Consider the following 24,821-nt stretch of genomic DNA (forward strand, 5'->3'; position numbering starts at 1 on the left):
CAGCGGTTTACTACAAAATCGCCTTGGGTATCGTACTGGAGGTCCATCAGTTTATCGTTGAATAACGATGATTACAAATAAACCTTTCGATAATATTGGAAATATAACCCTTACCTCGTAAAGGTTATCTCTAAGTAAGACAAAATAGAGCATAAAAAAACGCAACAGGAAACTGTTGCGTTTTTAACTGTCAGAATGATTACGCCGTTATGCGCTGATACTGGTCTGCCTCAACATGTGCCACCGCCGCATTCAATGCTTCGTAACGGAATTGGTACATATTTTCATCCGGGACAAGGTCAATCACATGGAATTTCTCTAGCTGTTCTCGTGTTCGCTCATTCGGGCATAATAAATACACGGCACAATTGGCATCGAGAGCATCCTTAATCGCATTCTCTAACGCCAAACCGACGGTTACATCAATCATTGGTACATCCGTAAGATCGAGAATCATCACGTCATAGTCCGAAATACTAGAGTGCTGACGTGAAATGGCTTTAGAAACACTAAAGATCATCGGACCGGAAAGATAAAAGAACAGCACTTTACCATTAGCACGATCCAACAAACCACGCTCGCTGTCAGTCAGCGGCACATCATCTTCATCCGCGTCGCTGATCGCTTTTACTTGTCGCGCCTGCTCTCGGCTCAAACGCTCGATGATGATAATGTTCGAGATAAAGACGCCTAAACCCACCGCAACGATAAGATCAACGAATACTGTAAGCAACATAACGCCATACATCACCGCCATTCCGGAAAAGCTTACCTTATGTGCCCTCTGAATAAAGCTCCAGTCTAGGATGTTAAAGCCAACATACACCGCAATGCCTGCTAACACAGCCATCGGGATTGGCTCTGTTAATCCGCCAGCAACCAGTACAACCAACGCCAACATTAGTGCACGAATCACACCAGATAATGGCGAACGAGCCCCAACTTGGATATTCGTTACCGTCCCCATGGTAGCCCCCGCCCCCGGCAGCGCACCAAACAAGCCTGAGATCATGTTAGCTAACCCTTGACCTCGCAGCTCTTTATCTGAGTCGTGTTCTTTACGAGTTAATGAGTCACCGATAACCGCCGTTAACAAAGTATCAATACAACCTAATGTGCCTAGCACTAATGCATCAATGACCATCTCGACAAACATATCTGTGTCAATATAAGGGGCGACGAGAGAAGGTAACCCAGCAGGAATTTCACCGATACGACGAATATCTTCTGTATCAAAGAGAATCACAGACAATAAAGTCACCGCGACCAATGCCACGAGCTGTGCAGGAACGTATTTACGATATTGCTTAGGGAAGAAAAAAAGAATCCCCAAAGTCAGTAGTCCCAAAAACAACTCACTGAACTTAAGGTTAGAAATGGTCTCCGGCAAAGCAGATAACGTTCCGAGTACTCCCCCTGAAGGCGCAGCATGCCCCATCAAAGGCGATAACTGCAGAATGATAAGAATCACACCTATGCCAGACATAAAACCGGAAATAACGCTGTAAGGCATCAAGGTAACGTATTTACCCAGTTTTAATGTCCCCAATAGGATTTGGAACGCGCCAGCCATCATGACAACCGTGAAAGTCATAGCCATGCCCGTTTCTGGGTATTTCGCCATCATACTGGTTAATACTGCGGTCATGATTACCGTCATTGGCCCTGTCGGTTCTGATATTAACGTATTAGAACCACCAAATAACGAGGCAAACAAACCGACCATTATTGCCCCCCAAAGGCCGGCCTCAGCCCCGGCTCCGGATGCAACACCAAACGCTAACGCCAGAGGGAGAGAGATAATCGCCGTGGTTACCCCGCCAAATACATCCCCTTTGAAATTGATATCTTCAAAACGACTACCGAACACTGCTGATTTTCCCTGCATTCAATTTTAAAAAGTAAAATATCACTACTTTAACGAGCTAGGCGAAAATTTAAACCATAAATAGATTAAGGCTAAATTCACACCACAAATAGTTTCACCAGATTTTACTTTTTTCTTAATGAAAACTAGTCAGATGAGTCCTATCTGACGAATATTTAACGAGATCGAAATTGTAACATTGTGTATAGTTACAACACTGATCGCTTGCATGTGCACACAAACAGCAGCAGCGATTTTGTCTTTTAAGGGAAGTAGTTTGCAAAATGCCGGAAATAAAACAGTTATTTGAAAACAATTCGAAATGGTCTCAAGAGATCAAATCTGATCGACCTGAATACTTCGCAAAACTCGCTGAGGGGCAAAAGCCTGATTTTCTTTGGATTGGCTGCTCTGATAGCCGCGTTCCTGCCGAGCGACTAACCGGGCTATACTCAGGTGAACTCTTTGTTCATCGGAATGTTGCAAACCAAGTTATCCATACTGATCTCAACTGTCTATCTGTCGTCCAGTACGCCGTAGACGTTCTTAAGGTTAAACACATCATTGTCTGTGGACACTATGGATGTGGTGGCGTAAATGCAGCCATTGATAACCCTAAGCTAGGTCTTATTAATAATTGGCTGTTACATATCAGAGATATCTATTTCAAACACCGCACATACCTAGATCAAATGCCGCAACAAGATCGAGCGGATAAACTAGGCGAGCTTAATGTTGCAGAGCAAGTGTACAACTTGGGTAACTCAACCATCCTGCAAAACGCTTGGGAGCGTGGGCAAGATGTTGAAATTCATGGTGTGGTATACGGAATTGAAGATGGTCGCTTAGAGTACTTAGGCATTCGTTCTAACTCTAAGGAAACCGTAGAAGCGTCTTACCAGAAAGCTCTTTCGACGATTCTAAATACAGACAACAAGCTCCTTTGTCGCTAAGTCATATCTAAAAGTTGAACGAAAAACGCCCATCTTAGATGGGCGTTTTTTATATTTTTAATGCTGAACTCAATGATTATTCTTGAGGTACAACTTTACCGATGTATGGTAAGTGGCGGTATTTCTGCGCGTAATCAATACCCACCCCAACGACAAATTCATCTGGAATTTCGAAACCAATCCAATCCACAGGAACATTCACTTCACGACGAGATGGCTTATCTAGGAGCGTACAAATAGCGATAGACTTCGGCTCACGTAGCGAAAGAATCTCACGGATTTTATTTAGTGTGTTACCAGTGTCAATGATGTCTTCAACAAGCAGAATGTCTTTACCTTTGATGTCATCATCCAAATCTTTCAAGATACGAACGTCACGTGAGCTTTCCATCGTATTGCCGTAGCTTGACGCAGTCATAAAATCAACTTGGTGAGTCAGTTCGATAGCACGTGCCAAGTCTGCCATAAATACAAATGAGCCACGCAATAAGCCTACCAACACAAGATCTTCACTACCTTGATAACGCTCTGTAATTTGTTTGCCTAATTCACGAACTCGCTCCTGAACTTCTTGCTCAGAAATCATGACTTCTATTGTATGTTTCATACTGTGCTCAATCTAAATTTGTGGGTTGAGGTAAGTCGCACGCAAACGATCACCTAATCTTACGGCGTGTAGTGTATCACCACGTTCATTGGGTTGAAAGTCGCATCCTGTTGCCAAAAAATCTTGGAAGAAGGTCTTAGTTTTATAAAGTTCATAGCTAAATTTATCAATAATAATGACATTACTGTATATAAATTGTTCTACAGATGTTGACCTTGTGCATATGCACCATTACACTCATCACTGCTTTAAGCAACTATTAAAATAATCAATTAGGGGGTTACCCCCAATATCAACTCAAATGGCAAGGAAAATGGATATGGACTCAATTGCAAAGAGACCTAGAACTAGGCTTTCTCCAATTAAGCGTAAGCAACAGTTAATGGAAATCGCATTGGAAGTATTTGCGCGCCGCGGCATCGGTCGTGGTGGTCACGCAGATATCGCAGAAATTGCTCAAGTTTCTGTAGCGACTGTTTTTAACTACTTCCCTACACGCGAAGACTTGGTGGATGAAGTTCTCAATCACGTCGTACGTCAGTTCTCAAACTTCCTATCGGATAACATAGACCTAGACTTACATGCACGTGAAAACATCGCCAATATTACTAATGCGATGATCGAGCTTGTCAGCCAAGATTGTCACTGGCTAAAAGTATGGTTCGAGTGGAGTGCTTCAACACGTGACGAAGTATGGCCATTGTTTGTTTCAACTAACCGTACTAACCAGTTGCTGGTACAAAACATGTTCATTAAAGCAATTGAACGTGGCGAAGTGTGTGACCAGCACGATTCAGAACACTTGGCAAACCTGTTCCACGGTATTTGTTACTCACTGTTTGTCCAAGCGAACCGCGCTAAAGGTGAAGCGGAGCTGAAACATCTAGTGAATTCATACTTAGATATGCTTTGCATTTACAACCGTGAACACTAAAGCTTAGCTCGTAATATATGTCAGCCCACCGTTTGGTGGGCTTTTTATTGTCTGCTGTCAGCTAAGCACACATTTATATTTCTATATAACAAGCATAAAAAAACCGCTGCAATGCAGCGGCTTCTATCATTCAGTCAGAAAAAGCTTACTTCTTCTTAACTGCTTTTTTGTTTGGCAGGTCAGTGATTGAACCTTCAAATACTTCAGCAGCCAGACCTACAGACTCGTGTAGAGTTGGGTGAGCGTGGATAGTCAGAGCGATATCTTCTGCATCACAGCCCATCTCAATTGCAAGGCCGATTTCACCAAGTAGTTCACCACCGTTAGTACCAACGATAGCACCACCGATTACGCGGTGAGTTTCTTTGTCGAAGATTAGCTTAGTCATACCGTCTGCACAGTCAGATGCGATTGCACGACCTGATGCTGCCCATGGGAATGTTGCTACTTCGTACTTGATGCCTTCTTCTTTCGCTTCTTTTTCAGTCTTACCAACCCAAGCCACTTCTGGCTCAGTGTACGCAATTGAAGGGATAACTTTAGGGTCGAAGTAGTGCTTCTTACCAGAGATAACTTCAGCAGCTACGTGACCTTCATGCACACCTTTGTGAGCAAGCATTGGTTGACCAACGATATCACCGATCGCGAAGATGTGAGGAACGTTAGTACGCATTTGCTTATCAACGTTGATGAAGCCGCGCTCGTCAATTTCTAGACCCGCTTTTTCACCGTCGATTAGCTTACCATTTGGTACACGACCGATAGCAACTAGAACCGCATCGTAACGCTCAGCTTCAGCTGGCGCTTTCTTGCCTTCCATTGAAACGTAGATACCGTCTTCTTTTGCTTCAACTGCTGTTACTTTCGTTTCTAGCATTAGCTTGAACTTGTCTTTGATACGCTTAGTAAATACTTTCACGATATCTTTGTCTGCTGCAGGAATTACCTGGTCAAACATTTCAACAACTTCAACTTTAGAACCTAGAGAGTGGTAAACCGTACCCATTTCTAGACCGATGATACCACCGCCCATGATAAGCAGTTTTTCTGGCACTTCTTTTAGTTCAAGAGCGTCAGTAGAGTCCCAAATACGTGGGTCTTCATGCGGGATAAATGGCAGTTTGATTGGACGAGAACCAGCCGCAACGATTGCGTTGTCAAAGTTAACAACTGTTGGCTCACCTTCGCCTTCTACAAGGATAGAGTTAGGGCCAGTGAACTTACCGTAACCGTTAACTACTGTTACGTTACGCATCTTAGCCATACCGCTTAGGCCGCCAGTTAGTTGGTTAACAACTTTTTCTTTCCAGATGCGGATTTTGCTGATGTCTGTTTGAGGCTCACCGAACACAACGCCGTGGTCAGCCATCGCTTTCGCTTCTTCAATTACTTTAGAAACGTGAAGCAGTGCTTTAGATGGGATACAACCCACGTTCAGACATACACCGCCAAGCGTGCTGTAACGTTCAACTAGTACAGTTTCAAGACCTAAGTCCGCACAACGGAATGCAGCGGAGTAACCAGCAGGACCAGAACCAAGTACAACAACTTGGGCTTTAATTTCTTTGCTCATTTTGACCTCTTGTAGTCATTATCCCTAACAGGCTGAGTGGGTATCGATTTTTTATGTTTAAGAGAGATTTGTTTTAAACAGTTATTTTCAGACCGCTAACAGTTTACAGAGATGTTAATGGTGTGAAAAGTAAATCAATTTAGCCTGTGAGCTAGACAACAATTCGATTGTGAAAACCCTGAACGAAGCAAGGCTGATAACCAAATTGTCGGTAATTATGATTAGCAGAGGCGGCTAAGTTGCCGCCTCTCATTCATCTAATTTCTATTACAGAACTAGACGACGAATGTCAGATAGACATGAGTTTAGGTAAGTGATGAAGCGCGCACCTTCAGCACCATCGATCACACGGTGGTCGTATGATAGAGACAGTGGAAGTTGTAGACGCGGTTCGAACTCTTTACCGTTCCATACCGGTTTCATTTCTGACTTAGACACACCTAGGATACCAACTTCTGGTGCGTTTACGATTGGAGTAAACGCTGTACCGCCGATACCGCCTAGGCTAGAGATAGTGAAACAGCCACCTTGCATGTCAGCCGCAGTTAGCTTACCAGCACGTGCTTTCTTAGAAACCGCCATTAGCTCTTCAGATAGCTCGTAGATGCCTTTCTTGTTCACGTCTTTAAATACAGGAACAACTAGACCGTTTGGTGTATCTACCGCGATACCAACATTCACGTATTTCTTCAGAATTAGGCTCTCACCGTCTTCTGATAGAGAAGAGTTGAACGCTGGGAACGCTTCAAGCGCTTTAGCTACCGCTTTCATGATGAACACAAGTGGTGTGATCTTCATGCCAGTGTCTTTCTTCGCTTCAATCGCGTTTTGCTCTTTACGGAATGCTTCAAGAGCCGTGATGTCTGCGTTATCCCACTGTGTAACGTGCGGGATCATTACCCAGTTACGGTGTAGGTTTGCGCCAGAGATCTTCTTAATGCGAGATAGCGGTTGAACTTCTGTCTCACCAAACTTGCTGAAGTCCACTTTTGGCCATGGTAGTAGACCAAGAGCCGCGCCGTCGCCTTTGCCAGATGCTGCTGCACCTGCGCCAGACTCAAGACGCTTAAGTGCATCTTTCACGTAAGCTTGAACGTCTTCTTTTAGGATACGGCTCTTACGACCAGAACCTTTAACCTTAGAAAGATTAACGCCAAATTCACGCGCTAGACGACGAACAACTGGAGACGCGTGAGCGTACTCATCGTTTTCTTTGAAATCGCCAGTCGCTGCTGGAGCTGCTGCCGCCGGAGCTTCTGCTTTAGGAGCCGGAGCTGCAGGTGCTGCCGCTTGAGCTGGAACTGGAGCTGGAGCTGGAGCTGCTGCAGGAGCAGGTGCTGCACCCGCCACTTCGAATACCATGATTAGTGAGCCAGTAGACACTTTGTCGCCAGCTGCAATCTTGATTTCTTTAACTGTGCCAGCGAATGGTGCAGGAACTTCCATAGAAGCTTTGTCACCTTCAACAGTGATTAGAGATTGCTCTTCTTCCACTGTGTCGCCAACCGCAACCATGATCTCAGTAACTTCAACTTCGTCGCCGCCGATATCTGGAACGTTCACTTCTTTTGCCGCAGACGCTGCTGGAGCTGCTGCCGCAGGAGCTTCAGCTGCCGCTGGTGCTGCTGGAGCGCCTGAACCTGCTGTTTCGAATACCATGATAAGTGAGCCAGTCGATACTTTATCGCCTGCTGCAACTTTGATCTCTTTTAGAGTACCTGCGAATGGCGCTGGAACTTCCATAGAAGCTTTGTCGCCTTCAACAGTTAGAAGAGATTGCTCTTCTTCGATGCTGTCGCCAACGGCAACCATGATTTCAGTAACTTCTACTTCATCACCACCGATGTCTGGTACGTGAACTTCTTTTAGTTCTGCCGCTGCTGCTGGAGCTGGAGCTGCTGCTGGAGCTGCTTCTGCCGCAGGAGCAGGTGCAGCGTCAGCTGCACCCTCGGCTTCGAAAATCATGATTAGAGAACCAGTAGAAACCTTGTCGCCTTCTGCAACTTTGATTTCTTTAACGATACCCGCTTGAGAAGCAGGAACTTCCATAGAAGCTTTATCGCCTTCAACTGTGATCAGAGACTGCTCTTCTTCAACCTTGTCGCCAACGCTTACAAGAATCTCAGTAACTTCAACCTCATCCGCACCGATGTCTGGTACATTAATTTCGATTGCCATTTCTTATCTACCTTCTTAATTAAGCGTATAGCGGGTTTGTTTTCTCTGTGTCGATGTCGAATTTCTTAATTGCTTCTGCAACTACAGATTTCTCAACTTCGCCACGTTTCGCTAGTTCAGTTAGCGCTGCTACTACTACGTAACCTGCGTTCACTTCGAAGTGACGACGTAGGTTTTCACGGCTGTCTGAACGACCGAAGCCATCAGTACCAAGAACTTTGAAAGACTCAGCAGGAATGTATGCACGAACCTGCTCTGCGTAGTTCTTCATGTAGTCAGTTGCTGCGATAGCAGGTTCAGTACCCATTACTGTTTGGATGTAAGGTACTTTCGCTTCCGCTTCTGGGTGAAGCATGTTGAAACGCTCTGCATCTTGGCCATCGCGAGTTAGTTCGTTGAATGACGTTACAGAGTAAACATCAGAAGCAACACCGTAATCTTCGCTTAGGATTTGAGCTGCTTTACGTACTTCATTCATGATAGTACCAGAACTCATTAGCTGAACTTTCGCTTTGTCGCCCGTGTAAGTTTCTAGCTTGTAGATACCTTTACGGATGCCTTCTTCAGCGCCTTCTGGCATTGCTGGCATTGCGTAGTTTTCGTTCATTAGCGTTAGGTAGTAGAACACGTTTTCTTGTTCTGGACCGTACATGCGACGGATACCGTCTTGCATGATTACAGCTACTTCGTACGCGAACGTTGGGTCGTAAGAAATACAGTTAGGAACCGTACCCGCCAAAATGTGCGAGTGGCCGTCTTCGTGCTGTAGACCTTCACCGTTCAACGTTGTACGACCCGCAGTTGCACCTAGTAGGAAACCACGTGCTTGTTGGTCACCAGCCATCCACGCCATGTCGCCAACACGTTGGAAGCCGAACATTGAGTAGTAGATGTAGAACGGAATCATTGGTAGGTCGTTTGTCGAGTATGAAGTCGCAGCAGCAACCCATGAAGACATAGCACCTAGCTCGTTGATACCTTCTTGTAGAACCTGACCTGAAGTCGCTTCTTTGTAGTAAGAAACAACGCCACGGTCTTCTGGTGTGTATGTTTGGCCGTGCGGGTTGTAGATACCGATTTGACGGAACAGACCTTCCATACCGAATGTACGTGCTTCGTCAGCAATGATAGGAACGATGTTCTTACCAATGTTCTTGTTCTTAAGTAGAACGTTTAGTGCACGTACGAATGCCATAGTAGAAGAGATATCACGCTTCTGTTCTTCTAGTAGTGGCTTGAATTCTTCTAGCTCAGGAACGATGAATTCTTGAGTGAATTTTGGTAGACGCTGTGGCGTGTAGCCGTGTAGCGCTTTACGACGAGCGTGTAGGTATTCGTACTCTTTTGAACCTTCTTCAAGTTTCAGGTACGGAAGTTCTTTCACTGCTTCGTCAGTTAGGATGTCTTGAAGACCTAGACGATCACGTAGGTGTAGTACGTGAGTCATGTCCATCTTCTTAACTTGGTGCGCGATGTTCTTACCTTCAGCCGCTTCACCCATGCCGTAACCTTTAACAGTCTTAGCTAGGATTACTGTTGGACGACCTTTAGTTTCTGCCGCGTTTTTGTATGCCGCGTATAGCTTAGAAGACTCGTGACCACCACGCTTAAGTGCGAAGATTTCGTCATCAGTCATGTCAGCAACAAGTGCAGCTGTCTCTGGGTACTTACCAAAGAAGTGCTCACGTACGTACGCGCCATCTTTTGATTTGAATGTTTGGTAGTCGCCGTCGATCGTTTCATTCATAAGCTGTAGAAGCTTACCAGTCGTATCTTTAGCTAGTAGTGAATCCCAGTTGTTACCCCAGATTACTTTCACTACGTTCCAACCAGCACCTTTGAACAGACCTTCAAGTTCTTGAATGATCTTACCGTTACCCATTACAGGGCCATCTAGACGCTGTAGGTTACAGTTGATTAGGAAGCATAGGTTATCTAGTTTCTCACGCGCAGCAAAAGAGATAGCACCACGTGATTCTGGCTCATCCATCTCACCGTCACCTAGGAACGCGTAAACGCGCTGCTCTGAAGTATCTTTAAGACCACGGCCTTCTAGGTACTTAAGGAAACGAGCTTGGTAGATAGAAGCGATTGGACCTAGGCCCATCGATACTGTCGGGAACTGCCAGAATTCAGGCATCAGTTTAGGGTGCGGGTATGAAGGAATACCTTTGCCGTCTACTTCTTGACGGAAGTTGTCTAGCTGCTCTTCAGTTAGACGACCTTCAACGAATGCACGTGAGTAGATACCTGGTGAAATGTGACCTTGGTAGTAAACTAGGTCGCCACCATCCTTCTCGTTTGGTGCACGGAAGAAGTGGTTGAAACATGTCTCGTAGAACGCAGCAGAAGACTGGAAAGACGCCATGTGGCCGCCTAGCTCTAGGTCTTTCTTAGATGCACGTAGAACGATCATGATAGCGTTCCAACGAATAATTGAGCGAATACGACGCTCAAGTGTTGTGTCACCTGGGTATGCTGGTTCTTGGTCTGCAGGAATCGTGTTGATGTAGTTAGTTGTGATACCTGTTGGCATATCAACACCGTCTAGACGTGCTTTATCTAGAACTTGCTCTAATAGGAATTGAGCACGCTCTAGACCTTCTTCACGTACAACTGACTCAAGCGCTTGTAGCCATTCTTGAGTTTCCAGTGCATCTACGTCATGCTTCATATCAGACATGGCGATCTATCCTTCTGTTGGTTGGATCTACTTATTTAAGTAACGCTCTTACGAGTCATTACCCTGCTGAATTCGACGTAGAGAACGCTCTCGTCGAGACTCTTCTCGAGTCAAATCCAACAATGTTTCTTCGATGTAAGCCAAGTGCGAGTGGGACATTTCTCGCGCCTTTTCAGGCTGACCAGAAACAATCGCATCCACGATATTGGCTCGGTGTTTACTGACTTTCTCGACCGCTTCTGGGCGGCGACGTAGTAATTTAAAATTTTGTAGAATATTTTGCTCAAGCAAAGGTGCTAAGCTTCGAACAATGTGCAACAAAACCACGTTGTGCGCGGCTTCTGTCAAAGCGATCAAAAATTGCATCACTTCCGCAGATTCAGCTTCGATATCGTTGTTTGCTTGCTCTTGGCTAATGCGTTCAAGGCAACCTTGAATACGCGCAAAATCTTCTTCGGTACCACGTAAAGCTGCAAAGTAAGCTGAAATTCCTTCCATTGCATGACGAGACTCAAGCACATCAAGCTGGGTTTCAGAATGACTAGACAACAAATTCAACAAGGGATCTGAAAAGCTCTTCCAGATATTCTCACTTACGAATGTTCCGCCACCTTGGCGACGAGTCAACAAACGCTTCGCTTCCAAGCGTTGAATGGCTTCTCGGACTGAAGGACGAGACACATCGAACTGTTTTGCCAGTTCACGCTCTGGAGGCAGTTGTTGCCCCGGAGACAATGTTCCTTCCACTATCAACCTTTCTAACTCTTGTTCTATAACATCAGAGAGTTTTGGCTGACGAATCCTTTGATAAGCCATAATTTATTGTTCTTCTACTCTTGCAGGTAATTGGTAATACCAATTTTAAGTTGGTGCAGAAATTAACATAATTAAAACGCCACTGTCCAGCCGAAAATTGACCTAAATCATAGAACGAGCTTACTTCCAACACTCTGATAACAATCGACTGTTAAAACAGCAATAGAATTGGTATGACCAATTACATAAAGCATACAAATGGGAAGTCGACGTGCTAGCAGTTTTGGAAAAGAAATACAGAAAATGACAAAATTATCAGTCTATTTATTCACCAAAACGGCATGTACGAGCGTAAAAATGTAGTTAACTTTTAACAATCATTAATATTTCTGGTATCAAAAAAAGGCATACCTGATCGTATGCCTTATTTATTTCGCTTTTTTGAATTTACACTTTCGCTACAAATCAACGCTGTATAAGCAGTCTATATTTCACCCAATCAAAGCTTAGACCAGGATCGCTTTTTCTCAAGGGCGCAATATATTGATGACCGGTAATTCGTGGCGGGGTGATTTGAGGATAAGACTGCATAATCACCTCAGTGATCTCTGCAAGTGATTGATATTGCGCTTCTGTGTAGGCAGTAAATTCTGTCCCTTCAAGCTCGATACCAATGGAATAGTCATTACAACGCTCCCTGCCTGCGAAACTGGATTGACCGGCATGCCATGCTCTATCAAGAAAAGAAACAAATTGAACAACCTCGCCGTTTCTTTTAATCAAGCAATGTGCAGAAACGCCCATTTTGTGAATGACTTCAAAAAATGGATGTTCATTTGGGTCTAGCTTGCCAGTGAAGAAGTCCTCTATATATGGTCCACCAAACTGCCCAGGAGGCAAACTGATATTGTGTACCACCAGCAGAGAGATGTCGTTTATATCAGAGCGGGCATCAAAAAATGGTGACGGAACATGCTTTGCTTGTGTCAGCCAGCCATTCTCGATAATTGGGCGCATATCAACCTCTCTACTTTGCAAATTAACTGCTGAAATTATTGACACCGGAGAGTATCATTCGTTGCCATCTCCCTTTCAAGACAAGATTTGCGATGAAGAACACACACAACATTCAAGAACGCCTAGAATACCTTAAACAACAACTCCCTTTAGAGATCACTCGCTCTGTCGCTGATACCTTAAAAGAAGATCTAGGTGTCAGTGTAGACGCAGATAACGACATTACTGCATCTTTGATCCCTGCCGAGGCGGTTAATACCGCAACGATTATTACTCGTGAGCATGGTGTGTTCTGTGGTCAAGCATGGGCTGATGAAGTTTTTAAACAGCTCGGTGGTAAGGTCAGCATTGAATGGCACGTGAAGGACGGCGATAAAGTCGAACCTAACCAAACCCTTTGCACGCTGACAGGCCCTGCTCGTGACTTGTTGACTGGTGAGCGTAACGCAATGAATTTCATCCAAACGCTGTCTGGCTGCGCAACAGTTACCGCAGAGTACGCTGAAAAAATCGCGCATACTGAGTGTCGTCTACTAGATACACGCAAAACCATTCCTGGTCTGCGTAGCGCATTAAAATACGCCGTGACGTGTGGTGGTGGCTTTAACCATCGCATCGGCGTGTTCGACGCTTACCTCATTAAAGAAAACCACATTATTGCTTGTGGTGGCATCACCCAAGCCATCCAAAAAGCGAAAGAGCTTAACCCAGGCAAACCGGTAGAAGTAGAAACGGAAAGCTTAGAAGAGTTGAAACAAGCGATAGAGGTTGGTGCCGACATCATCATGCTCGATAACTTCACAAAAGAAATGATGCGTGAAGCCGTAGCGATTAACGCAGGTCGTGCCGCTTTAGAGAACTCCGGCAACATTACGCTAGAGACCATCGCAGAATACGCAGAAACCGGTGTCGATTACATTTCGGTAGGCGCGTTGACTAAGCATTTAAAAGCGATGGATCTTTCGATGCGCTTCAAATAATAAAAGCAACAAATCTCAATTACTTCAACTAACTCAGTGAGTTGTGAGTAACTCATCATTTAAAAGGGCCAATTGGCCCTTTCTTTTTATCCACTAAAAAAATAGTACTACTCGCAAAACCCTGCATGCGATATGCAACTTTTCACCAAAGAGTTTTATCTCACTCGAGAGCCCATCTCTTCCCCATTTTCAACCCACCTTAACTCTCCATAATCTTTCGCCAATGCAAGAGCATTATTAATTTTTAGGAAAGGGTTAAAAATGAAAAACAGTAAACAGAAAAAACAGCAAGGTTTTACGCTAATTGAATTGATGATTGTGGTAGCAATTATTGGGGTGCTATCAGCTATCGCGATCCCTGCTTATCAAAACTATGTAAAAAAGTCAGAAGCAGCTACTGGGTTAGCAACCGCTAAATCTCTTATCACTAATATAGATATGCATATTCAAGAAGTCGGTGCTTTCCCGACTAATGATTCCGCGGGCTTTACTGCTGTTGGTGCAACGTCAGGAATGAACAAACTTGGCACTCTATCATTCGAGAGTATCAGCGGTGCAAATGGAACCATTAAGTTCCTATTTGGTAATACTTCTTCTATAAGCACGGCCTTTGTAGAAATTGCCAAGTCAAATAGTGGGTGGGCATGTACATTTACAACTAATAGCAAATTAACAAGCAATGAAGTACCAAAAGCTTGTAGATAAAACCTAATGTTAACAAACCTCTCAACCATTCTTCGTCAAAAAGGAGTACTGACCTTTTCCCAAGAAGAATCGTTAATAGAGCAAGTCAAAGCTTCTGGCATTTCGATGCCGGAAGCTTTACTCAGTTCTGGATTCTTCACGTCAAGTGAGCTCGCTGATCACTTAAGTTCTCTCTTTGGTTTAAATCAGCCCGAGTTATCTCAGTACGAGTACGCTTCGCTTTGTCAACAACTCGGTCTACGTGAATTAATCACACGACATAACGCACTCCCACTCCAGCGTACGTCTTCAACGTTATTACTCGCCGTTGCCGACCCCACCAACCAACAAGCAGAAGATGATTTTCGCTTTGCCACTGGTTTACAGGTTGAATTGGTCTTGGGGGATTTTAGTCAACTCAGCGCGGCAATTCGACGCTTGTATGGTCGTTCATTGAGTCATGAGAAGTCCGGGTTAAAAGAGATCAACCAAGAAGAGTTAGCCAATCTGGTTGACGTGGGCGCAGATGAAATCGACAACATTGAAGACTTGAGCCAAGATGAGTCTCCTGTTAGCCGTTACATCAACCAAATTCTGTTGGACGCTGTGCGCAAAGGCGCATCCGATATCCACTTTGAGCCTTATGAAAAGATGTACCGCGTGCGCCTACGCTGTGATGGCATCTTAATTGAAACACAGCAGCCACCAAGCCACTTAAGTCGCCGCTTATCCGCTCGTATCAAAATCCTCTCTAAACTTGATATTGCAGAGCGACGTTTACCACAAGATGGGCGTATTAAGCTCAAGTTGAATCAAGACACCGCAATTGATATGCGTGTATCCACGCTACCGACTCTATTCGGAGAGAAAATTGTACTACGACTGCTCGACAGCAGCTCTGCGTCATTGGATATCGACAAGCTTGGTTATAGCGAACAACAAAAACAATTGTACTTGGATGCGCTGCGTCGCCCACAAGGCATGATTCTGATGACAGGCCCAACAGGGAGCGGTAAAACCGTTTCTCTATACACTGGGCTAAGTATCCTCAATAAGCCAGAAATCAACATTTCCACGGCAGAAGACCCAGTAGAAATTAACTTATCGGGCATTAACCAAGTTCAAGTTCAGCCTAAGATTGGTTTTGGTTTTGCCGAAGCCCTGCGCTCTTTCTTACGTCAAGACCCGGATGTGGTAATGGTCGGTGAGATTCGTGACTTAGACACCGCCGAAATCGCTATAAAAGCATCGCAAACCGGTCACTTAGTACTTTCAACCTTGCATACCAATTCTGCGGCTGAAACGGTTATTCGTTTATCAAACATGGGCGTAGAAAGCTTTAACTTGGCCTCATCTCTTAATTTGATTATTGCCCAGCGCTTGGCCCGTAAACTGTGCTCGCACTGTAAACAATCACAAGAGCTTACCGTTCAGCTACAACACCTTGGAATTCAAGCAAGCGACAACATTTTTAAAGCCAATCCCGATGGATGTAATGAGTGTACCCATGGTTATTCCGGCCGAACGGGGATTTATGAAGTGATGCGCTTTGATGAATTTCTTTCCGAAGCGCTTATTAAAGGCGCCTCGGTACATGAACTAGAAAAACTCGCCATCGCAAATGGTATGAGCACGTTACAAATGTCGGGCATAGAAAAACTCAAACAAGGAATCACAAGTTTTAGTGAACTACAGCGCGTACTTTATTTTTAATCCTTTAATCAGCAGTCACATCCATGAAAAGCACTACACCACAACTTAAAAACTTCCGCTGGAAAGGCATCAACAGTTCTGGCAAAAAGACGTCTGGACAAACCCTCGCGATGACAGAAATTGAAGTACGCGAGCGTCTAGACGCACAGCACATCAAGATCAAGAAGTTAAAGAAAAGCAGTATTTCGTTTCTCACTAAACTCAGCCATCGCGTGAAAGCCAGAGACATCACGGTGTTTACCCGTCAGATTTCGACGATGTTGATAACCGGTGTACCCTTAGTTCAGGCTTTAAAATTGGTATCAGAAAATCACAAAAAAGCAGAGATGAAATCCATTTTGATGAGTGTGACACGCGCCGTTGAAGCAGGGACGCCCATGTCAAAAGCAATGCGCACTGCAAGTGAACACTTTGACCCACTCTATACCGACCTTATCGCAACAGGTGAGCAATCCGGTAACTTAGCGGAAGTGTTCGAGCGCTTAGCCACCTACCGAGAAAAAAATGAGCAGCTTCGTGCGAAAGTGATCAAAGCACTGATTTACCCAGCCATGGTAGTGCTAGTCGCGTTAGGAGTGTCGTTTATCATGCTCACCAAAGTCATTCCCGAGTTTGAAAAAATGTTTGTTGGTTTTGGTGCTGACTTACCGTGGTTTACCAGGCAAGTGTTAGATCTTTCCGCCTGGACACAAAACTGGAGCCCATTTATAGCACTAGGCTCTATCAGTCTATTCATCTCAGCGAGAATCCTCTCTAAGCGTTCAGATTCTTTTCGCTTAATGCTCAATCGCTCTGTGCTTAAATTTCCTGTCCTCGGGCCCGTATTATCAAAAGCCGCTATCGCCAAATTTAGTCGAACACTCGCCACAAGCTTTACAGCGGGTATTCCAATTCTAACCAGTTTAAAAACCACATCAAAAACCTCAGGAAACTTACACTATCAACTCGCCATAGAAGAAGTTTACCGTGATACCGCCGCAGGTATGCCAATGTATGTTGCCATGCGTAACTGTAATGTGTTCCCTGAATTAGTGTTACAAATGGTCATGATCGGTGAAGAGTCTGGTCGACTTGACGACATGCTCAATAAAGTTGCAACGATCTACGAGTTTGAAGTCGATAACACCGTCGACAACCTTAGTAAAATTCTAGAGCCACTAATTATCGTTTTTTTAGGTATCGTTGTTGGCGGATTAGTGACAGCAATGTACTTGCCAATCTTTAACTTAATGAGTGTATTGGGCTAGAATGAGCTGTTAACTCCTTTAAAACAGCATCTTGCTGATTTCACTCATCGCTCAAGAGACAAATATGGAAGTATTCCAGTACTACCCTTGGCTATTCGTTGTGTTTGCCACCATCTTCGGTCTGATCGTGGGTAGCTTCCTCAATGTGGTTATTTATCGACTACCTAAAATCATGGAACTAGAATGGCGACGCGAATGTGCCGAGTCATTTCCTGAATACAAAATAGAACCTCCTAAAGAAGTGCTGACCTTGAGCGTTCCACGCTCCTCCTGCCAGAAATGCGCAACATCGATACGTATTCGAGACAACATTCCTGTGATTAGCTGGCTGCTCTTAAAAGGTAAATGTCACAGCTGTCAGGCAACCATTAGTGCACGCTATCTACTGATTGAACTGCTCACTGCATTCTGCTCAGGCTTTATCGCTTATTACTTTGGTTTTAGTTACTTTACCGTTGCACTACTCTTTTTCACTTTTATCTTAATCGCCGCAACATTTATCGATCTCGATACTATGTTGTTACCTGACCAATTAACATTACCATTAACTTGGGCTGGCATTGCCTTAGCATTAGTCGAAATAAGTCCTGTTACTCTACAAGATTCTGTCATTGGTGCTATTGCTGGTTACCTATGTCTCTGGTCCGTTTACTGGGGCTTTAAGTTACTTACTGGTAAAGAAGGAATGGGGTATGGTGATTTTAAACTACTAGCGGCACTAGGAGCTTGGCTAGGTTGGCAGTCACTGCCGATGATCATTCTACTTTCTTCTGTGGTTGGCATCGTATTTGGCATCATTCAACTACGCTTGCAAAAGCAGGGAATTGAAAAAGCTTTCCCTTTCGGTCCTTACTTAGCAATTGCTGGTTGGATAAGCTTAATTTGGGGCGACCAGATTTTAAACTGGTACTTTACTTCAGTTCTAGGAGTGTAAATGGCTTTGGTTATTGGTTTAACAGGTGGTATCGCTAGTGGAAAAACAACCGTCGCGAATCTGTTCAAACAACAATTTAAAATCGATATCGTCGATGCCGACATTGTAGCAAGAGAAGTTGTCGAGCCAGGTACTCCCGGCCTAAACGCGATTATTGAACATTTTGGTCACGATATCGTTCGTGAAGACCAAACTTTAGATCGCGCAAAGCTGAGAGAAAAAATCTTTTCGAGTTCAGATGAAAAAGCATGGCTCAACGCACTGTTGCACCCGATAATTCGTGAAAAGATGATCGAAGATTTGCAGCAAGTCACTTCAGAGTATGCGTTACTTGTGGTGCCGTTGCTCGTAGAAAACAAGCTAGATAGTTTGTGTGATCGCGTTCTTGTCGTCGATGTAGAACCGAATACACAGATATCTCGCACGATGAAACGAGACAATGTGAGTGAAGATCAAGTTCGCGCCATCCTTGCCTCTCAAGCATCAAGAGAGCAAAGGCTCGCGCTTGCAGACGATGTGGTTAAGAATAATCCAAGTGACCCTGATCTTTTGCTTCAAATCACAGATTTGCACGAAAAGTACCTAGCCATGTGTAAGAAAAATCTGCGAAAATAGGAACGAAACTCACAAAGGCTTATGTCGATGACCACGCACAAATTTGAACATCCGTTAAATGAGAAAACTCGTATTTATCTAAGAGTAGAGTCTCTGCTGCGTCAGGCTCACTTGGCCTCTGGGTTTAGCGAAAATCATCAGTATCAACTGTTTTTCCGTGCGTTATTCGATATGGTTGAGATCTTCGAACAAATCCAACTGAAAAGTGAACTGGCTAAAGATCTTGAGAAGCAGCGGCTGTCGTACCGCCATTGGCTCAATGTTGATGGTGTCGATCAAGACGCATTAAATACCCTACTACAAGAGATAGATGTCGTTCATAGCCAACTAATGGGTGCTGAACGTTTTGGCCAAGCATTAAAAGAAGATCGCTTCCTAAGCTCTATCCGTCAACGCTTTAATCTACCGGGTGGTTCATGCTGTTTTGATCTGCCAGCATTACACTACTGGCTTCATCTACCTATTGAACGTAAAAAGCGTGATGCACAACAGTGGCAAGCAAGCTTAAAGCCCTTATCTGATGCGCTTTCGTTATGGTTAAAGCTCACTAGAGAGACCGGACATTTCAAAGCTCAAATCGGTCGTGCAGGTTTCTTCCAAAGTGACGCTGATGAAGCCAACATTCTAAGACTTCACATCCCAATGGAATATGGCGTGTATCCTATGATTTCAGGCCATAAAAACCGCTTTGCGATCAAGTTCATGTCGTTTGAAAACGGTCAAGCATGCACACAAGATATTGAATTTGAACTTGCTGTTTGCAGCTAAGACGACACTACGCCTCGCCTCCATAATCTAAAATTCAACGCTTTATTGCGCTTATATTTGATAAAATTTCGTAGCAGCAATAGCGCGTTGAATAAGCCATCTTTAATTCGTTTAGGTATACTACCCTTTAACACCAATTAGTAATGGGACGCTCAACTATGTCTAAAGTTACCATCGTTCAATGCCCACAATGTGGCGCCGACGTAGAATGGGGAGAACAAAGTCCTCATCGCCCTTTCTGCAGTAAACAATGCCAAATGATTGATTTTGGTGAATGGGCAGATGAAGAAAACACCATCCCAGGCGCACCCGATATGTCCGACAGTGATGGCTGGTCTGAAGACCAGTATTAAATTAAGACCTAGGGTAAAGGAATACCCTAGGTTCCTTCTTGGGGAATCTGAATCACGCTCCTTCGTCGCTGTCCAGAATGACGAATTTTAACCTCAGTGCTATATAATCTTTGACCATCATTTCCTGTCATTCCGAGGAGCCATAGCGGCATCAGGAATCTATTCACAGCAAGGTAGAGGCGTGGAGTGTACGTCAGTGCATGAGCATCGACAGTGCAGGTCGGGAGAAAAGAAACGAGCAAGCTAATTACACAAATAAAAAAACGGAGCCCTAAAAGGACTCCGTTTAAGATGAGAACGCTAGTTATAGCATTACTTCTTAGCAAGTTTCTCTTTGATACGAGCAGACTTACCAGAACGCTCACGTAGGTAGTACAACTTGGCACGACGTACTGCACCACGGCGTTTAACTTCGATGCTATCAACGATTGGAGAGTGTGTTTGGAACGTACGCTCAACACCTTCACCGTTAGAGATCTTACGTACAGTGAAAGCAGAGTGTAGACCACGGTTACGGATTGCGATTACAACGCCTTCGAAAGCCTGTAGACGCTCACGGTCACCTTCTTTTACCTTAACTTGAACTACAACAGTGTCACCTGGTGCAAATTTAGGTAGGTCTGATTTCATTTGCTCTTCTTCAAGAGCTTTGATGATGTTACTCATTTTTTAAATTCCTAGAATAAACTGATACTAAATAAATTAGGTTACTTTGCGTTATGTTCTTTAATGGCTTTATGCTCATTAACAAACTCAGCAAGTAATTGTTCCTGTTCGTCAGTCAGAGCTAGGTTTTCCAGGAGCTCTGGTCTTCTTAGCCAAGTACGGCCCAACGACTGCTTGAGTCGCCATTGACGAATATCCTTGTGATTGCCTGACATCAGTACCGCTGGTACCTCTTTGTCATCCAATACTTCTGGACGCGTATAGTGAGGGCAATCTAACAAGCCATTTGCAAAAGAGTCTTCTTCTGCTGACGCGAAATCCCCTAGTACACCCGGAACAAACCGAGAGACAGCGTCGATTAACGTCATGGCTGGTATCTCACCACCCGTCATCACAAAATCACCAATCGACCATTCTTCGTCGACTTCAGATTGAATGATGCGCTCATCTACCCCTTCATAACGACCACAAATCAGAAGCAAGTTCTCATTCGTTGCCAGTTCTTCCACTCCTTTCTGGTCGAGCTTGCGACCTTGAGGAGAAAGGTAGATGACTTTCGTCTTGCCCGGTGAGGCTGCTTTCGCGGTATGAATGGCATCGCGCAAAGGCTGAACCATCATTAACATACCAGGGCCACCACCGTAAGGTCGGTCATCGACTGTGCGATGTTTGTCGTGAGTGAAATCTCTAGGATTCCAAGTTTCAATCGACAAAAGACCTTTTTTAACCGCTTGACCTGTTACTCCAAAATCAGTAACAGAACGGAACATTTCTGGAAAAAGGCTAATAACGCCAACCCACATGTTTATCTCGCTCTGTAATTTTGGAGATTAGAATCCAGGATCCCAGTCAACTTCGATCCGTTGAGCTTCGCGATCAACATTAATGATCACTTGCTCTTCAAGGAACGGGATTAATCGTTCCTTCTGCCCGAAAGCATCTTTAAGATTTGCTTTAACAACCAGAACATCGTTTGAGCCAGTTTCTAGCATGTCAGTAACAACACCTAGATCGTAACCTTTAGTAGTTACAACTTGCATCCCAAACAATTCGCGCCAGTAGAACTCATCTTCTGACAATTCAGGAAGTACCGCAGGGTCAATAGCAATTTCAAAGTTCGTCATTAGATGCGCGTCTTCACGAACATCCATGCCTTCCAGCTTAGCCACCATACCTTTGTTATGGCGCTTCCAGCTTTCTACTTTGTACTCAACCCACTTGCCCTTTTGGTTAATGTACCAAGGGCTGTAATCGAAAATGCTTTCAGCATTGTCTGTGTAGGAAAAAACCTTAAGCCAACCACGAATGCCGTAAGTAGCACCAAACTTGCCTACAACAATCTTTTCGTTGCTCATTGTTTCTTTACCTTTCATCGACATAAACTAGTTTCTACTTTTCAAGTAAAAAATTAAGCCGCTTTTTGAGCGTCTTTAACTAGCTTAGCAACACGGTCAGATACTGACGCGCCTTGACCAACCCAGTGGTTAACGCGGTCTAGGTCTAGACGTAGACCTTCTTCTTGACCTTTAGCAGTTGGGTTGAAGAAACCAACTTTCTCGATGAAACGGCCAGTTGCAGCGTTGCGGCTGTCCGCTACTACGATTTGATAAAATGGACGCTTTTTAGCGCCGTGACGTGCCAAACGAATGGTTACCATGTCGTCCTCTTTGCTTTCTCAAAAATAAAATTAACCCCAAAAACCATTCAAGAAATTAAACAGTTTGGGGTCTCGTGCCAAAATAAAGCTCCGGAATTTTACTCTTCTCCCGGAGCAATGCAAGGAGTTTAGTTACTTTTTCACCAACATAAATTGAATTTAAAGTTTGTGACGAACCTAACACCCTGAATCTATGCGTGATCGATTAATTAACGACCAAATGGGTTGAAGCCACCGCCGCCACCCATGCCGCCCATCATGCCTTGCATGTTGCGCATCATGCCTTTCATGCCACCTTTTTGCATCTTTTTCATCATTTTCTGCATTTGGGTGAACTGTTTTAGTAAGCGGTTTACATCTTGAACCTGCACACCAGAACCAGCCGCGATACGCTTCTTGCGCGAGCCCTTGATAATTTCTGGGCGTTGACGTTCTTTCATTGTCATGGAGCTGATGATCGCTTCCATCTGTTTGAACATCTTGTCATCGACTTTGTCTTTCACATTGTCTGGTAGCTGGGACATTCCTGGAAGCTTATCCATCATCCCCATCATGCCGCCCATGTTTTGCATCTGGCCTAGCTGTTCACGGAAATCTTCAAGGTCGAAACCTTTCTTCTCTTTGAACTTCTTCGCTAACTTTTCTGCCTTTTCTTGGTCAACGTTGCGTTGTAGGTCTTCAATCAAAGACAGAACGTCACCCATGCCAAGAATACGTGAAGCAACACGATCTGGGTGGAACGGTTCTAGCGCGTCAGTTTTTTCACCGACACCCAAGAATTTGATTGGTTTGCCCGTGACATGGCGTACTGAAAGTGCCGCACCACCACGAGCATCACCATCAACCTTAGTTAGAACTACACCGGTAAGAGGTAGCGCATCGCCAAAGGCTTTTGCTGTATTTGCTGCGTCTTGACCCGTCATGGCGTCAACAACAAATAGCGTTTCTACTGGGTTGATAGCTGCGTGAAGATCTTTGATCTCCCCCATCATCTCTTCATCAATTGCCAAACGACCTGCGGTATCGACAATCAATACGTCGTAGAATTTTTTCTTCGCATGGTCAATCGCTGCATTGGCGATATCAATAGGCTTTTGGTCTGGTGATGATGGGAAGAAGTCAACACCGATGTCTGATGCCAGTGTTTCAAGCTGCTTGATTGCCGCAGGACGGTAAACGTCGGCAGACACAACCAAGACTTTCTTCTTGTCACGTTCTTTTAGAAGCTTAGATAACTTACCTACCGATGTGGTTTTACCCGCACCTTGTAGACCAGCCATAAGAAGCACAGCAGGTGGTTGAGCAGCAAGGTTTAGCGCCTCATTCGACTCACCCATTACGGCTTCAAGTTCTGTTTGAACGATCTTGATAAATTCCTGACCTGGAGTCAGAGATTTAGAAACTTCTACGCCCACCGCTTTTTCTTTAACGCGGTTCACAAATTCACGAACGACCGGAAGCGCAACGTCAGCTTCAAGTAGAGCCATTCGGACTTCACGTAGGGTTTCTTTAATGTTGTCTTCGGTCAGACGACCTTTACCACTGATATTTTTCAGCGTTTTGGATAATCGATCCGTTAAATTCTCAAACATCTTTGTCTCTTCGCTAAAATGGCGATTAATTAGTGTGAGTATACATTAGCCAAGGTCTGAGTCATACCCGTACCGCTGTCCTATTCTTGTCTCTATTTATATATGGTGCGGTAACTTATTAATTTCAATATCTCATCTCTCACGATTGATGTCGGATATAACGTAGCCCCAAAGTGTAATGCAAGGTATAATTTCTCCATCGTGCACAATAATATTTAGGATTCATGGATAGCTTAATAGCCATCGCGGCCGCCATACTTTATGTCTTGGCGATTGCGACCATCATACCCGGACTCTCACAACAGTCAGGAATCAAAGCAAAAACAGTGTTTGCTAGTGCTGCCTGTGCGCTTGTTTTTCATGCGTGGATTTTGAGTGATCTGATCTTTGATGGTTCAGGTCAAAACCTGAGTATTCTCAACGTGGCTTCTTTGATCAGTTTTATTATTTCTCTGGTCATGAGCCTTGCTATGTTGAAAAACCGACTGTGGTTTTTATTGCCTGTCGTTTATAGCTTTGCTGCCATCAATTTATCTGCAGCCACATTTTTGCCAAGCACGTTTATAAAGCACCTAGAGAATGACCCTAAGCTACTCATTCATATTTCATTTGCGCTCTTCTCATACGCGACTTTAACTATCGGGGCACTCTATGCGCTTCAGTTGGCTTGGCTGGATCACAAACTGAAAGCAAAAAAATCTTTGGCGATTAACCCAAACCTGCCGCCTCTATTAATGGTGGAGCGTCAACTCTTCAAAATTATTTTGATCGGTAACTTATTGTTAACTGCCACGCTCATTACTGGCTTTGTCTTTGTGCAGGATATGTTTGCCCAAGGTAAGGCACATAAGGGCATTCTTTCTTTCATCGCTTGGGTGGTGTACTCAATACTGCTTTGGGGTCACTATCAAAAAGGCTGGCGTGGTAGAAAAGTCACATGGTTCGCTGTTGCAGGAGCAACACTGTTAACTCTGGCATATTTTGGCAGTCGCTTTGTAAAAGAAATCATCTTGAATTAAGGAGCTCTAGGGCTCCTATCCTTTA

23 protein-coding genes are annotated in these 24,821 nt (G+C 44.3%); 11 read left to right on the top strand and 12 right to left on the bottom strand.

The genetic code is table 11. The annotated features are described in order from the left end of the window. Positions 1-199 precede the first annotated feature (199 nt). Complete coding sequence (locus IQP38_RS24945) at positions 200-1,870, bottom strand: SulP family inorganic anion transporter (protein WP_005379997.1); 1,671 nt, start codon at positions 1,868-1,870, stop codon at positions 200-202. A 281-nt stretch (positions 1,871-2,151) separates the two neighbouring features. Between IQP38_RS24945 and can the strand changes: the two genes are divergently transcribed. Beyond that, positions 2,152-2,820 (top strand): carbonate dehydratase, encoded by a 669-nt coding sequence (gene can / locus IQP38_RS24950; protein WP_005379996.1) that lies wholly within the window; start codon positions 2,152-2,154, stop codon positions 2,818-2,820. A 76-nt stretch (positions 2,821-2,896) separates the two neighbouring features. Here can and hpt read toward each other — a convergent pair whose 3' ends face one another. Further along, complete coding sequence (gene hpt, locus IQP38_RS24955; protein ID WP_005379995.1) at positions 2,897-3,427, bottom strand: hypoxanthine phosphoribosyltransferase; 531 nt, start codon at positions 3,425-3,427, stop codon at positions 2,897-2,899. 319 nt (positions 3,428-3,746) lie between these two features. On the opposite strand from hpt, the gene opaR reads away from it, so the two are divergent. After that, positions 3,747-4,361 (top strand): transcriptional regulator OpaR, encoded by a 615-nt coding sequence (opaR, locus tag IQP38_RS24960; RefSeq protein WP_005379994.1) that lies wholly within the window; start codon positions 3,747-3,749, stop codon positions 4,359-4,361. Positions 4,362-4,506: 145 nt separating this feature from the next. On the opposite strand, the gene lpdA is transcribed toward opaR, so the two are convergent. From lpdA to ampD, 5 genes are all read right to left on the bottom strand, one after another. Next, positions 4,507-5,934, bottom strand: coding sequence for a dihydrolipoyl dehydrogenase (lpdA, locus tag IQP38_RS24965; RefSeq protein ID WP_005379993.1), 1,428 nt, complete (start codon positions 5,932-5,934; stop codon positions 4,507-4,509). A 267-nt stretch (positions 5,935-6,201) separates the two neighbouring features. Continuing rightward, positions 6,202-8,112: a pyruvate dehydrogenase complex dihydrolipoyllysine-residue acetyltransferase gene (gene aceF / locus IQP38_RS24970; protein ID WP_193838124.1), complete on the bottom strand. Its 1,911-nt coding sequence runs from the start codon at positions 8,110-8,112 to the stop codon at positions 6,202-6,204. A gap of 19 nt (positions 8,113-8,131) precedes the next feature. Continuing rightward, on the bottom strand, positions 8,132-10,795 hold the full coding sequence (gene aceE, locus IQP38_RS24975; RefSeq protein WP_005386612.1) for a pyruvate dehydrogenase (acetyl-transferring), homodimeric type: 2,664 nt from the start codon (positions 10,793-10,795) through the stop codon (positions 8,132-8,134). A 48-nt stretch (positions 10,796-10,843) separates the two neighbouring features. Beyond that, complete coding sequence (gene pdhR / locus IQP38_RS24980) at positions 10,844-11,611, bottom strand: pyruvate dehydrogenase complex transcriptional repressor PdhR (protein WP_005379989.1); 768 nt, start codon at positions 11,609-11,611, stop codon at positions 10,844-10,846. Between the two features lie 405 nt (positions 11,612-12,016). Further along, positions 12,017-12,568 carry a 1,6-anhydro-N-acetylmuramyl-L-alanine amidase AmpD gene (ampD, locus tag IQP38_RS24985; protein ID WP_042521337.1) on the bottom strand — a complete coding sequence of 184 codons (552 nt, stop codon included), beginning with the start codon at positions 12,566-12,568 and terminating at the stop codon, positions 12,017-12,019. A 92-nt stretch (positions 12,569-12,660) separates the two neighbouring features. Between ampD and nadC the strand changes: the two genes are divergently transcribed. The 8 genes from nadC to yacG all read left to right on the top strand — a co-directional run bounded on the left by nadC (position 12,661) and on the right by yacG (position 19,862). After that, the gene (gene nadC / locus IQP38_RS24990; protein ID WP_064354288.1) at positions 12,661-13,548 is read left to right on the top strand and encodes a carboxylating nicotinate-nucleotide diphosphorylase; all 888 of its coding nucleotides are present in this window, start codon (positions 12,661-12,663) and stop codon (positions 13,546-13,548) included. 261 nt (positions 13,549-13,809) lie between these two features. Further along, positions 13,810-14,253 (top strand): pilin, encoded by a 444-nt coding sequence (locus IQP38_RS24995; protein ID WP_064354289.1) that lies wholly within the window; start codon positions 13,810-13,812, stop codon positions 14,251-14,253. 6 nt (positions 14,254-14,259) lie between these two features. Further along, positions 14,260-15,945, top strand: a complete 1,686-nt coding sequence (pilB, locus tag IQP38_RS25000) for a type IV-A pilus assembly ATPase PilB (RefSeq protein WP_064354290.1) — start codon at positions 14,260-14,262, stop codon at positions 15,943-15,945. A 23-nt stretch (positions 15,946-15,968) separates the two neighbouring features. After that, a complete protein-coding gene (locus IQP38_RS25005; protein ID WP_193838125.1) occupies positions 15,969-17,192 on the top strand; it encodes a type II secretion system F family protein in 1,224 nt (407 codons plus the stop codon). 64 nt (positions 17,193-17,256) lie between these two features. Next, positions 17,257-18,126: a prepilin peptidase gene (locus IQP38_RS25010; protein WP_193838126.1), complete on the top strand. Its 870-nt coding sequence runs from the start codon at positions 17,257-17,259 to the stop codon at positions 18,124-18,126. Then, the gene (gene coaE / locus IQP38_RS25015; protein ID WP_193838127.1) at positions 18,127-18,741 is read left to right on the top strand and encodes a dephospho-CoA kinase; all 615 of its coding nucleotides are present in this window, start codon (positions 18,127-18,129) and stop codon (positions 18,739-18,741) included. It abuts the gene before it with no gap. A gap of 27 nt (positions 18,742-18,768) precedes the next feature. Next, positions 18,769-19,509 (top strand): cell division protein ZapD, encoded by a 741-nt coding sequence (gene zapD / locus IQP38_RS25020; RefSeq protein ID WP_005373086.1) that lies wholly within the window; start codon positions 18,769-18,771, stop codon positions 19,507-19,509. Positions 19,510-19,667: 158 nt separating this feature from the next. Further along, the gene (yacG, locus tag IQP38_RS25025) at positions 19,668-19,862 is read left to right on the top strand and encodes a DNA gyrase inhibitor YacG (RefSeq protein WP_017635922.1); all 195 of its coding nucleotides are present in this window, start codon (positions 19,668-19,670) and stop codon (positions 19,860-19,862) included. 312 nt (positions 19,863-20,174) lie between these two features. Here yacG and rplS read toward each other — a convergent pair whose 3' ends face one another. The 5 genes from rplS to ffh all read right to left on the bottom strand — a co-directional run bounded on the left by rplS (position 20,175) and on the right by ffh (position 23,777). Continuing rightward, the gene (rplS, locus tag IQP38_RS25030) at positions 20,175-20,528 is read right to left on the bottom strand and encodes a 50S ribosomal protein L19 (protein ID WP_005379971.1); all 354 of its coding nucleotides are present in this window, start codon (positions 20,526-20,528) and stop codon (positions 20,175-20,177) included. A 41-nt stretch (positions 20,529-20,569) separates the two neighbouring features. Continuing rightward, positions 20,570-21,331, bottom strand: a complete 762-nt coding sequence (gene trmD, locus IQP38_RS25035) for a tRNA (guanosine(37)-N1)-methyltransferase TrmD (RefSeq protein WP_017635923.1) — start codon at positions 21,329-21,331, stop codon at positions 20,570-20,572. Between the two features lie 27 nt (positions 21,332-21,358). Then, on the bottom strand, positions 21,359-21,907 hold the full coding sequence (gene rimM / locus IQP38_RS25040; RefSeq protein WP_005379964.1) for a ribosome maturation factor RimM: 549 nt from the start codon (positions 21,905-21,907) through the stop codon (positions 21,359-21,361). A gap of 29 nt (positions 21,908-21,936) precedes the next feature. Then, entirely contained in the window at positions 21,937-22,185 is a 249-nt protein-coding gene (gene rpsP, locus IQP38_RS25045; RefSeq protein WP_005379962.1) for a 30S ribosomal protein S16, read from the bottom strand. A 209-nt stretch (positions 22,186-22,394) separates the two neighbouring features. Continuing rightward, positions 22,395-23,777 (bottom strand): signal recognition particle protein, encoded by a 1,383-nt coding sequence (gene ffh, locus IQP38_RS25050; RefSeq protein ID WP_005385423.1) that lies wholly within the window; start codon positions 23,775-23,777, stop codon positions 22,395-22,397. Between the two features lie 224 nt (positions 23,778-24,001). Between ffh and IQP38_RS25055 the strand changes: the two genes are divergently transcribed. Further along, on the top strand, positions 24,002-24,796 hold the full coding sequence (locus IQP38_RS25055) for a cytochrome C assembly family protein (protein ID WP_005379950.1): 795 nt from the start codon (positions 24,002-24,004) through the stop codon (positions 24,794-24,796). Positions 24,797-24,821 lie beyond the last annotated feature (25 nt).

The sequence above is a fragment of the Vibrio sp. OPT41 genome (genome assembly GCF_015163595.1).
GTDB classification, from domain to species: domain Bacteria; phylum Pseudomonadota; class Gammaproteobacteria; order Enterobacterales; family Vibrionaceae; genus Vibrio; species Vibrio alginolyticus.